We start from the raw sequence: 12,345 nt of genomic DNA, 5'->3' as shown, positions 1-12,345 counted from the left end.
TTTATTTTTTCGCTGTGATATAATTTAATTTAGCCAATGCAATTTGATATTGTGTTAACGCACTTATTTTCAGTTTGTCGTATCTAAGTAATTGCTGTTGCATTCTCAAAACCTCTTCGAAATCCTTTCCTGAATTAGAATATGACCTAAATAAAAGATTGAGCGCTTGCTCCGATTCCTTAATTTGTTGATCAAAAAGTGAAATTAAATCGGTTTGTTGCCGAATATCAAACAGTACCATTTCGTAATTTGAATTCAACGAATTTGTCACTTCTGTTTTTTGAAGTGTATAACTTTCTTGCATTAATTGAGCCTCTTTAACTGCCGCTCTATATTTTCGCCTAAAAATAGGAAGGGTAACACTTACCATTGGCATTATAGCATCCTTTCCATTATCGGGTGGAGTAGCAACTCCTGGTGCTAAATCAGTACGCTCCCCAACCATTATATAATCTAAACCTATCCCTAATTTTGGTAAGCCTTGTTTGCTTGCTGCTCTTTCAGAAGCCTGCCCCGCCTTTATCCTCAATTCAAGTGCATTCAAAAGAGGATGGTTTACAACAAGTGAGTCCTTTACATAAGCTAATTGCATTGGGTCTATAATCAAGGTGTCGCTGATGATAACAGATTCTAATTCACCACGGTTTAATAATTTATTGAATAATGCTAACAAGGGAGTTCCCTTCTTATTTAGAATTTTCAAATTTGTCTGCGACTCCTTTAACATGATATCCACACGCAAAACATCTACCAATGTTCCTGCTCCATTTTTAAATTTTGAATTGGAAATGGTTTTATATGATTCTAGAATAGCAACATTCCTTTCCTCTATTTTTGCCCATTCTTGGAGTTCATACAAAGGAAAGTATGCAGCTGACACATCATAGTAAAGTTTATTCTGTGCATCTAAAAAAGATTGATACTTGGCCTCGGCCATTAAAGTTGCAGCGTCGCCCTGTGCTTTTAATGTCCCAAACCAAGGGAACATCTGGGATAACGAAAACCTAGCCATTTGTGGCCCTACCCTTGTCTCAACCATTTGACCAAACGCACTCACCGAAAGTGATGGATCGGGCAAAGTACTTACTTGTGGTACTTTTTGTAATGCAGCCTCAAATTCTTTGTATTGAGAAAGCAGTCCAGGATTATTATCGGCAGCAACCTTGAAATATTCTTCCAAGGTCTGGGCAAACGATCCCATGCTTGTAAATAGTATTAGTATTGTAAATATCCTTTTCATTTTATTTCAATTTTTTAGTTTGATTTTTAATAACTGTTTCTCTCCAATACGCTTGGAGAACAGGAACTACAAACATGGTCATAATCTGTATGGTCATACCACCAAAGGTTGGGATAGCCATAGGAATCATAATATCTGCTCCTTTCCCCGTAGAGGTTAGAACTGGTAAGAGTGCAATAATTGCCACAGCTGCTGTCATCATTGCTGGACGAACTCTTTTTTTACCTGCCTCCAAAACAGCTGCCCTTACTCCTTCTATTGTATCTGGTTTTTTTTCCTCAAAAACTTGATGTATATAGGTTCCCATGATAACACCATCATCTGTGGCTATTCCAAACAGGGCAATAAAACCTACCCAAACTGCAACACTTAAATTGATGGTATGCATTTGAAACAGATCACGCATATTGACACCTGATATAGCGAAATTCATGAACCAATCCTGCCCATAAAGCCACAGCATGATAAATCCTCCCGCAAAAGCGACAAATACGCCCGAAAAGTGAATAGATGATGCAATGACGGTTTTGAACTGAAAGAAAAGGAGCAAGAATATTACGATCAAACTGATGGGTATTACGATAGACAATCTTTTTACTGCTCTAATCTGGTTTTCATAACTACCTGAAAATTTATAGCTAATTCCAGCAGGAACGATTAATTCCCCAGCATCAATTCTTTTTTGAATAGCTTCTTGTGCATCGTTTACAACATCTACTTCTGCATTGCCTTCTCGTTTATCGAAAAGAACATAACCAACTAAAAAAGTATTTTCACTTTTGATGGCTTGTGGTCCCCTTACATATTCAAAATCGACTAATTGTGAAAGTGGAATCTGAGCCCCCACAGGTGTAGGAATCAATATCTTACTTAAGGACTCTGGGTCATCCCTTAATTCTCTTGGATAACGCACTCTAATTGGGAAACGCTCTCTACCTTCGACTGTAGAAGATATTTTCATTCCACCAATAGCGGTTTCAATACTTTGTTGTACGTCTTCAACATTAAGTCCATATCTTGAAATTTCATCTCTGTTAATATTAAGGTGCAAATAAGGTTTTCCGACAATACGATCGGCAAATACTGCTTCGGCCTTAACGGATGACACTTCTTTTAGTATCACTTCTAATTGCATCCCAAAATCCTCAATGGTTTTCAAATCAGGACCATATACTTTTATTCCCATAGGAGCACGCATACCAGTTTGCAACATCACTAACCGCGTTTCTATAGGCTGCAATTTTGGAGCGGAAGTGACCCCTGGTATTTTGGTTACTCTTATTATTTCATCCCAAATATCATCTGGCGATTTAATCTGTGACCGCCAGTTACGGTAGAATTCACCATTATCATCTTTGATTAAATCCTTTTCGGTAATCCCCTGCTTCAAAGCTTCTTCATTGGTTAGGGTATCTTTATGAACGGTAATGAATCTGTCTTTTTTATCTACTTTAAAATGAACCCTATGACCCTCTTCATTTAAAATGAATTCAGGCTTATAATTGATGATGTTCTCATACATTGAAATAGGTGCTGGATCCAATGCAGATTCTACACGACCTAACTTTCCAACTACTAAATCCACCTCTGGAATACTTCCCAAAATCATATCTAATTGTCCTACCACATTCTTATTATATTCTAATCCTGAATGTGGCATTGAGGTTGGCATTAATAGATAGCTGCCTTCATTTAAAGATGGCATAAACTCCGAACCTATTCCAGGAAATCTATTTGAGGCGGCTTGCCAACCCGAAGTTTGTCTAATGCTTTTCCATCCTACAGTTTCAAAGCCTTTAGCTACAATTCCAAAAGTACTATCGAATCCAATCCAAATCAATACTCCAAAAAACAGCGTCACAAAAGGGATAAGCATAAATTTTCCTTTATTTTGCAAACACCATCTTAATACAGGTGTGTAAAAATGAACAATAGCCATTAATGCTGCCAAAATAATTCCAATCAAAAACAAAACAAAAAAGTAGTTGATAATAATACCGTTTTGAGGGCCTAATGGCATCCACTCTTCTGTAAGAAAAAAAGAAGCAATGAAAATCGTTAGCCCTAAATTGATGTAATTGGGAAATGCCTTATATTTTTCGGACCATCTGGGTTCTAAAATATTATTTATTCCAATTAAACTGAGAGCCAGTGGTAATATCATCCAGGCATAAATCGAGAATATAATCCCCGCCACGATCAATAGGATGCCCCAGAATCTGCGAACCCTTTTTTTGTTATAGTCGATGCCAAATATGAAATGTGCGAAGGCTGGTAGTATAACAAGACCCAGAGCAAAAGCACTTAACAATGCAAAAGTTTTGGTAAAGGCTAATGGTCTAAAAAGTTTTCCTTCGGCAGATTCCATAGCAAAAACAGGGACAAAACTGACTACTGTAGTAGCTAACGCCGTGGTAATTGCCGATGCCACCTCAATGGTCGCCTTATAGATTACCTGCATTAGTTTCTTACCTTTTACTCCATGGTTTTCGGGCATTTCTAGATGGCGAATAATATTTTCTATGAAGATGATCCCGACATCGACCATGACCCCAATAGCAATAGCTATACCCGAAAGTGCCACTACATTGGCATCTACTCCTGCATATCGCATGACGATAAAGGTCATTAATACACCAACTGGCAATAAACTCGAAATGATAATAGAAGCTCGTAAATTCAGTACCAGAATTAACACAACAATTATACTAATCAGAATTTCGTGTGATAGGGCATTTTCTAGAGTCCCAATGGTCTCATGTATTAGTTGTGTACGGTCATAAAATGGAATAATGGTTAGTTGACTTTCAACTCCATTAGCCAATGTCTTTTTTGGTAATCCTGGAGCTATTTCCTTTATTTTTTCCTTTACATTATTAATAACTGCTAATGGATTTGAGCCATATCTTGCGACTACAACTCCGCCTACAACTTCCGCCCCACCTTTGTCAAGCACCCCTCTACGCGTAGCAGGCCCTAAACTAACAACTGCAATATCTTTAATACGGACGGGAACGTTATCCTGAACGGCAACAACGGCTTTTTCAATATCTTCTGTTTTTTTAACGTATCCTAAACCTCTTACGAGATATTCCGCTTGGTTGATTTCTATGGTTTTTGCGCCTACATCCTTGTTAGATTTCTGTACAGCCTGCATTACTTTGTGCAATGGAATATTATATGCTTTAAGGGCATCTGGGTTTACATCTATCTGATATTCTTGTACGAATCCACCAATGGAAGCAACTTCAGAAACACCATCAACGGCATTAAGTCCATATTTTACATAAAAATCTTGTGCGGTTCGTATTTCGTGTAGATCCCAACCACCAGTAGGGTTGTTATCTTTGTCTCTGCCTTCTAAAGTATACCAATATACTTGACCCAACGCAGTTGCATCTGGTCCCAAGGTTGGGGTTACACCATCAGGTAATAGACCTGCCGGTAACGAATTTAGTTTTTCTAGAATACGAGAACGCGACCAATAAAATTCTATATCATCATTAAAAATAATATAGATACTGGAAAATCCGAATATAGAAGAACTTCGAATGGTCTTTACACCCGGTATTCCTAATAAATAAGTAGTCATTGGATAGGATATCTGATCCTCGATATCCTGTGGAGAACGCCCTGGCCATTGTGTAAAAACGATTTGCTGGTTTTCTCCAATATCGGGTATGGCATCGACTGGTACGGGATCCTTCGGAAGGAATCCTGTGTCCCAATTAAAGGGAGAAGTAACAACTCCCCAAGTAATTAAAGTTATTAAAATGAGAACGGTAACCAGTTTGTTCTCTAAAAAATATTTTATGAGTTTATTAAGCATTTTATGAGATTATTGGGTTGGAAATAAAAGAAATGTTCCAAAGGCAATAAATACCTATGACCACGCTAAATCAATAGCATGGCAATTAATCATAAATATGCTCTCAAATAAGGAAAGTTTGGTCTATAACTTGAATATCCCTGACCAAGAGAGGAGGTGAGTAATTTTTAAAAGAATTGAAATCTGTTTGAGGTTCAAAAAACAGATTTATATAGGTGTGGATAAATACGGCAACAAATATCTGTTGGCTTTTTTCTATCTTGTCAAAAGACGTTTTTAAAGTTTCCTGTCCTTTAATAGTAATTTGTTCATCACTACAGCAATCTTTTTTAGAAATATCACACTCTGATGACTGCGATTGCTGTTGAACATCCATACCGCAAGTTTGAGCGTGACCAAGTAATGAAGAGTCCACAAAAATATCTCCACAATAATGACTATCTACCGTAAATGATACGGTTGACAACAACACTAACAGTGCCATAGAGAATGTTGATATTTTAAAAAAGATTTTCTTCATTAATTTTACAAAAATACAAAATTTCAAGTAAATTTTCTTTATTTAACAAATAATTTTGATTTCATATGCAACATATTCTCCTAAATCTATATGAAAGATTATCTAATTTCTAGAAAAATGCCGAATACAAACCTGTTTTAAATTTATTATTAAGAATTGTTCTAAATAAGTTTGTTTTTTTAAATTTCATTTCTATTTTTGTCGCTGAAATAATCACTTACTTATATTAAGTCTAAATAAATTTAATGATGAAAAAAATGTTTTTTACCGCAATTATAGGAAGCCTTATTTTTGCTTCGTGTTCTTCTGATGATGAGCCGATTACTGAAACCTCAAACATTGAGGTGCCTTCAAACTACACCTTCGAAAGAGATGGACAATCCACAGTGGATTTTAGTGGCCAGACCACCCGAATTTTAATGGCTGAAGAAATCCTGAATTCCTTTACAGATTTCGAAAACACGACTGTGATATCCTTGCAGGCAATGTATGCACATCAGGAAGGGGACCTAGATTTTTCAGACGCTGCCTTAAATGCGTCAGATAAAAACGTACGCAGTAAAACGGCTGCGTCCCAAGATTATTTTAGCGCAAACACCACAGAAGCGGCAGCTATAAGAAACCTATTCGATGGCTATATTTCCGGTCAGGTCAATGAGGTATTCCCTAACAAGGATGTCCTAGCAGTCGCTGGCAGTGCCGGTCAACTTGCCGATGGGACAAAAACCCGGTATGTTAACGCTAAAGGACTTGTGTACAACCAAATGTTTGCAAAAAGCCTTATTGGGGCGCTGATGGCAGATCAGATGCTTAACAACTATCTCAGCATAGCTGTTCTTGATGCTGATAATAAAGTTGCGGACAACGACAATGGGATTACAGAGGATGGAGAGACCTTTACCACGATGGAACATAATTGGGACGAGGCCTATGGATACCTCTACGGAACATCCGTTGATGCAGCCAACCCGAATGTAACCATTGGGGGCGATGATAGTTTTTTGAATGATTATTTGGGCACAGTAAACGCAGACCCGGATTTTTCTACCATTGCTGCCGATATTTTTGATGCATTCAAATTGGGTCGTGCCGCGATAGTGGCAAAAGATTATACAGTACGGGATACCCAGGCTGCCATTATACGTCAAAAAATATCCGAGGTAATTGCCATACGTGCGGTATACTATTTACAACAAGGAAAAAATTTGCTTGCAAACGGTGATTTTGGCGCCGCATTCCAAAACCTTTCTGAGGGTTATGGGTTTGTTTTTAGCTTGCGTTTTACTAGAAACCAGAGTACAGATACTTCCTTCTTTAGCACAAGCGAAGTTGATGGTTTTACATCTGCTCTCTTGGCGGATGGACTCAATGGTTTTTGGGACCTTGAACCTTCAACACTGGACAGTATTACTGAAGCTATTGCCGCTAAATTTGACTTCACGGTCGAGCAAGCTGCCAGCGCAAATTAAATAAAAATTGAATTAGCCACATCAACCGATTTACCGCCGATGGAAAAATCGGTTGATTTAAAAAAAATAGTTATGAAACACTGGAAACTTTGGAGTTTTATTAGTATCGGACTGCTGATTGTAGCGTGTTCAAAAGATAATGGGAACGAAAACTTGCCACCGGCTAACAATAATTTTGATCGTGGCGCAATGCTTTTAAATTGGGCAGATAATATCATTGTCCCTGCATATACTTCTTTTAAAACAGAGGCCGAAAACCTGAACACTGCTGCAACGGTCTTTGCAAATGAGCCTACAGAGGCAAACCTTCAGGATTTGCGAGCTTCGTGGGCCGCATCCTATATTGCCTTTCAAAAGGTCTCTATGTTTGAAATTGGCAAAGCCGAAGAAGTAAGGTACAGGAACCGACTGAATATTTACCCCTCTGACACCCAAAGAATAGAAAATTTTATAGAAACTGGCAGTTATGACTTGGCTTTGCCATCTACAATAGATGTACAAGGTTTCCCTGCTATAGATTATCTGATCAACGGCCTTGGCGCAACAGATACCGAAATTGTAAGCTTCTATACCGTCAACGGCAATGCCCAGGGATATAAAAATTATCTCGGCACCCTTACGGAGACTATCCTGCAATTGACCACAACAGTACTCGACGATTGGAATGCCAGCTTTAGGGATGTTTTTGTCGCAAATACAAGTTCGTCGGCAACGGGATCTGTTGACCAAATGGCGAACGACTATATCTTCTATTTTGAAAAATCGTTGCGGGCGGGCAAAGTGGGGATACCCGCAGGTGTTTTCTCCCAACAACCATTACCCCAAAATGTAGAGGCTCGCTATAAAAAAGATTTTTCCAAACAATTGCTGCTAACAGCAGTTAAGGCAAGCCAAGATTTTTTTAATGGAAAATATTTTAACAACAATGCGACTGGAGAAAGTTTTAATACTTACCTCAATTTTTTGAATAGCATTAAAAATGGGGAAGACCTTAGCAGTCTTATCAACGCTCAATTCAATGCTGCAGAAACCCAAGCAAATGAACTAAACAATAATTTTGCTCTACAGATTGAAACTGACAATACCAAAATGCTAAGTACCTATGATGAGCTACAACGCAACGTTATCCTCTTAAAAGTGGATATGTTGCAGGCATTGGGCATAAATGTGGATTATGTAGATGCCGATGGCGATTAGTCAATGGTTTCGCGTTTAAATACATATCGAAATAAAACTACCGAGGCCGCCCCATTGGCGGTCTTTCGTATTTTTTTCGGTCTTATGATGTTTATTAGTATTGTCCGTTTTTGGAGCAATGGCTGGATTGACAAATTGTATATTCAGCCTAAATTATTTTTTTCATACTATGGATTTGAATGGGTGCAGCCTTTGGGCGTTTATACCTATTTATTATTCTTTATTTGTGCTATGGCGGCAATCTGTATTGCTTTAGGTTATCGATACAGGATAGCGATCATAATTTTTTTTTTAAGCTTTACCTATATCGAATTGATGGATAAGACCACCTATCTTAACCATTATTATTTTATTAGCTGCCTTAGTTTTTTAATGATCTTCCTCCCGGCAAATGCCTATTATTCAATGGATGCCCAAAGGGATAGGGATAAGGCCTATAAACAGATCCCCAAATGGACCACTGATGCCATAAAATTATTGATTGCACTTGTCTATTTCTACGCCGGTCTGGCAAAACTGAACAGCGACTGGCTCGTTGAGGCAATGCCGCTTAAGATATGGTTGCCGGCCCAATATGACTTGCCATTGTTGGGAAATTTAATGCAGCAACAATGGCTTCACTATGCCTTTAGCTGGGGTGGTGCTGCCTATGATCTGGCGATACCGTTTTTGTTGTTTTATAGACCCACCCGTTGGGCAGCTTTCGGTCTGGTGGTGATTTTTCATTTGATGACCCGAATCCTCTTTCCCATAGGTATGTTCCCCTATGTGATGATCGTGAGCGCACTCGTTTTTTTCGATGCGGGAGTCCACCATAAAATATTGAAAACGATTTCGACTATTTTTAGGATTAAAAAGGAAAAGACAGATGCTGGGATACGCAATAAAACCTATCGCAACAAAACCAAGACTCCAATGCTTATCGTGGGTTTGTTTATTGCCTTTCAGTTACTTTTTCCTTGGCGTTATCTGCTCTATAAAAATGAGCTTTTTTGGACCGAGGAAGGATACCGCTTTTCTTGGCGGGTAATGCTAATGGAAAAAGCCGGATATGCACAATTTAAGATTGTGGATAAAAAAAAAGGAACAGCTTTCCTTGTTGACAATACCGATTTTCTGTCAACATTTCAGGAAAAACAGATGAGCACCCAACCCGACTTTATCCTTCAGTACGCCCAGTTGCTCGGAAAACATTTTACAGCCCATGGCCATAAAAATATAGCGGTCTATGTAGAAAGTTATGTGGCACTGAATGGCAGGTTGAGCCAACCTTATATTGACCCAAAAGTAAATTTACTGGAGCAAGAAGAGTCGTTTGGGCCTAAGAACTGGATATTGGAATTTAAGGATGAAATCAAAGGTTTTTAAACAAAAAAATGTATTTAAAAAAAGAACATATAATCGCAACCCTATTTTTTGCCTTCACAAGTTCTGCAATGTTTGCACAATATGTGGTTCAGGGAAAAGTAGTTTCTGCAGCTTCCAACGAACCTGTCCCAAATGCCGAAGTGTTTCTCACTACTCTAAGAAAATCAACCATCACGAATGATTTTGGGGATTTCAAATTTCAGGACATTCCAAAAGGGACCTATAATTTTACCGTATTTGCCTACGAGTATGCTATACTGGATCACGAGGTTAGCATTTCCGATGATACGTCACTGAACTTTGAACTTGAATCTTTGGGCATAGAACTTTCTGAAGTAGTGGTAACCCAAAGAAAAGAACGCCTTTTCGCCCTAAAACGATTAAGGGACGTTGAGGGAACTGCTATTTATGCGGGCAAGAAGAGCGAAGTGGTATTGGTAAGCAACCTTACCGCTAACCTTGCCGGCGGTAATGCCAGGCAGATATACTCCCAAGTAGTCGGGCTCAATATCTACGAAAACAACGATGCCGGACTGCAATTGAATATTGGTGGGCGTGGCCTCAATCCCAACCGCAGTGCAAACTTCAATACAAGACAAAATGGTTATGACATCTCTGCAGATGTACTGGGATATCCCGAAAGTTACTATACACCGCCGGCTGAATCCATTTCAGAGATCGAAGTGGTACGCGGTGCGGCATCTTTGCAGTATGGGACACAATTTGGAGGCCTTATCAATTTTAAACTGAAACAACCCGATCCCAACAAGAAAATAGAGTGGATATCCCGGCAATCCTTGGGTTCTTACAACTTGTTCACCAGTTTTAACAGTTTAGGCGGGACCTTGGGCAAGGTAGGTTATTATACTTTTTTCAACTATAAAAAAGGAAATAGTTTTCGTCCCAACTCCCAGTTTGAATCCTTCAATGGCTACGTACATTTGGATTATTCGCCTACAGAAAGGACCAAAATTTCCTTTGAGGTAAGCTATTTAAACTATTTGGCACAGCAACCGGGCGGTCTTACCGATGAACAGTTTGAGGAAGACCCCACGTTTAGCAACCGAACCCGAAACTGGTTTAATGTAGATTGGAAATTATATGCTATGCGATTGGAACACGCTTTGAGCAATAAAACCGATTTTAGCCTCAACCTCTTTGCCTTGGATGCCTATAGGAAATCGGTTGGTTTTCGCGAAAACAGGGTTTCACAGGAGGATGATCTGGAGGCTCCAAGGGAATTGATAGTAGGTAATTTTAACAACTGGGGGGCAGAGGCCCGTTTGTTGACCCGGTATAATTTCTTCGGAAAAGAGAATACGGTGCTTTTTGGTGGAAAGTACTATCAATCCAATAATACAGAGCGGCAGGGGCCAGGCAGCAACGGTAGCAATGCCAATTTTAATTTTGAAGAACAGACCTACCCCAACTACCCAAGGCAAAGCGATTTTAGGTTTCCGAACTTGAACCTTGCCCTGTTTTCCGAAAATGTCTTTAAGTTCTCCGAAAAAATTTCGGTAACTCCTGGGCTACGGTTTGAATATATAAAGACTAGAAGTAGGGGCGAATTTAAACGGATCAACTTTGATATTGCAGGTAACCCCATCTTAAACGAAGATGTGGCGGATAACCGTGATCTTGAACGTTCTTTTATTTTATTGGGTGTTGGGCTAAGTTATAAACCCCATAAAACGGTTGAACTATATGGGAATATAAGCCAGAATTACCGCTCGGTTACTTTTAATGATATTAGAATTACCAATCCGTCATTGACCGTAGATCCCAACATCAAAGATGAGCAAGGATATACTTTTGATATAGGGGCTCGCGGGCGAATAAAGAAATACCTTTCCTATGATGTGGGAGCATTTTTTTTAAATTACAAAGATCGTTTGGGTGTGATATTACGGGAAGTAAGTGATATCCAACAGGAGCGGTTTAGAGGGAACATAGGGGATGCCATTACCTATGGCATTGAAAGTTTTGTGGACTGGAATATATGGGAAACCCTGTCCACAGAAAAAAACGATATCAAACTCGGTACTTTTGTCAACCTGGCCCTTACAGATTCAAAATACACCTCTTCCCAAGAAAACAATGTGAAGGGCAAAAAAGTGGAGTTCATTCCCGGTATTAACCTAAAAACAGGATTAAATTTTGGGTATAAAGACTTTTTGGGTAGTTTGCAATATACTTATTTGGGCCAACAGTTTACCGATGCCACCAATTCGCCCAGGGATTTTCAAAGCCAGAGTGGTATTGTAGGTGAAATACCTGCCTATAATATTATGGATCTTTCTTTTTCCTATACCTATAATCGGTTTAAACTGGAAGCGGGGGTCAACAATGTTTTGAACGAAAGTTATTTTACACGCCGTGCGACGGGCTATCCGGGCCCAGGGATCATACCAAGTTTACCACGAACCATATATGTGCTCTTACAACTTAAATTTTGAGTTAATCTGCATTAATGACAAAAATCATATTTCTGTTGAACCTTTAAAATTATCTTCGCATTAATTAATTTTGCTGTTAATTCATAAAAATTTGATAACAAGCTTGTTAAACAGCAGCATTTAATTTACGAAAACATTTAATGTTAGACAAAATTTATTAATACTGTGAAATCTTTTTTTACCAAAATACTATCTTTTTTTTAGCAGTTTTTATACTGTTTTCTACTTCTTCTTTCACGGTGGATATGCACTTTTGCTGTAATAAA

General features: G+C 38.6%; 7 protein-coding genes. 4 read left to right on the top strand and 3 right to left on the bottom strand.

Annotated features, from left to right (window positions below):
- Position 1: 1 nt before the first annotated feature.
- The 3 genes from GQ45_RS12880 to GQ45_RS12870 all read right to left on the bottom strand — a co-directional run bounded on the left by GQ45_RS12880 (position 2) and on the right by GQ45_RS12870 (position 5,589).
- Entirely contained in the window at positions 2-1,240 is a 1,239-nt protein-coding gene (locus GQ45_RS12880) for a TolC family protein (RefSeq protein ID WP_047418624.1), read from the bottom strand.
- A 1-nt stretch (position 1,241) separates the two neighbouring features.
- Positions 1,242-5,069 carry an efflux RND transporter permease subunit gene (locus GQ45_RS12875; protein ID WP_047418623.1) on the bottom strand — a complete coding sequence of 1,276 codons (3,828 nt, stop codon included), beginning with the start codon at positions 5,067-5,069 and terminating at the stop codon, positions 1,242-1,244.
- 103 nt (positions 5,070-5,172) lie between these two features.
- Positions 5,173-5,589 carry a hypothetical protein gene (locus tag GQ45_RS12870; protein ID WP_047418622.1) on the bottom strand — a complete coding sequence of 139 codons (417 nt, stop codon included), beginning with the start codon at positions 5,587-5,589 and terminating at the stop codon, positions 5,173-5,175.
- Positions 5,590-5,837: 248 nt separating this feature from the next.
- Here GQ45_RS12870 and GQ45_RS12865 point away from each other — a divergent pair, with 248 nt between their 5' ends.
- From GQ45_RS12865 to GQ45_RS12850, 4 genes are all read left to right on the top strand, one after another.
- The gene (locus GQ45_RS12865; protein WP_047418620.1) at positions 5,838-7,058 is read left to right on the top strand and encodes a DUF4856 domain-containing protein; all 1,221 of its coding nucleotides are present in this window, start codon (positions 5,838-5,840) and stop codon (positions 7,056-7,058) included.
- Between the two features lie 72 nt (positions 7,059-7,130).
- Positions 7,131-8,255 carry an imelysin family protein gene (locus GQ45_RS12860; RefSeq protein ID WP_047420390.1) on the top strand — a complete coding sequence of 375 codons (1,125 nt, stop codon included), beginning with the start codon at positions 7,131-7,133 and terminating at the stop codon, positions 8,253-8,255.
- Positions 8,256-8,258: 3 nt separating this feature from the next.
- Entirely contained in the window at positions 8,259-9,623 is a 1,365-nt protein-coding gene (locus GQ45_RS12855) for an HTTM domain-containing protein (protein ID WP_047418618.1), read from the top strand.
- A gap of 8 nt (positions 9,624-9,631) precedes the next feature.
- Positions 9,632-12,079, top strand: a complete 2,448-nt coding sequence (locus tag GQ45_RS12850) for a TonB-dependent receptor (protein ID WP_047418617.1) — start codon at positions 9,632-9,634, stop codon at positions 12,077-12,079.
- The last annotated feature ends 266 nt before the right edge of the window (positions 12,080-12,345 follow it).

The organism is Cellulophaga sp. Hel_I_12 (assembly GCF_000799565.1).
Lineage (GTDB): Bacteria > Bacteroidota > Bacteroidia > Flavobacteriales > Flavobacteriaceae > Cellulophaga.
This window is presented reverse-complemented; position numbering and strand designations above follow the sequence as displayed.

Coding starts and splice junctions, on each gene's coding strand:
- GQ45_RS12875 (WP_047418623.1), bottom strand. CDS start 5,069: ATGCTTAATAAACTCATAAAATATTTTTTAGAGAACAAACTGGTTACC.
- GQ45_RS12865 (WP_047418620.1), top strand. CDS start 5,838: ATGAAAAAAATGTTTTTTACCGCAATTATAGGAAGCCTTATTTTTGCT.
- GQ45_RS12850 (WP_047418617.1), top strand. CDS start 9,632: ATGTATTTAAAAAAAGAACATATAATCGCAACCCTATTTTTTGCCTTC.
- GQ45_RS12855 (WP_047418618.1), top strand. CDS start 8,259: ATGGTTTCGCGTTTAAATACATATCGAAATAAAACTACCGAGGCCGCC.
- GQ45_RS12880 (WP_047418624.1), bottom strand. CDS start 1,240: ATGAAAAGGATATTTACAATACTAATACTATTTACAAGCATGGGATCG.
- GQ45_RS12870 (WP_047418622.1), bottom strand. CDS start 5,589: ATGAAGAAAATCTTTTTTAAAATATCAACATTCTCTATGGCACTGTTA.
- GQ45_RS12860 (WP_047420390.1), top strand. CDS start 7,131: ATGAAACACTGGAAACTTTGGAGTTTTATTAGTATCGGACTGCTGATT.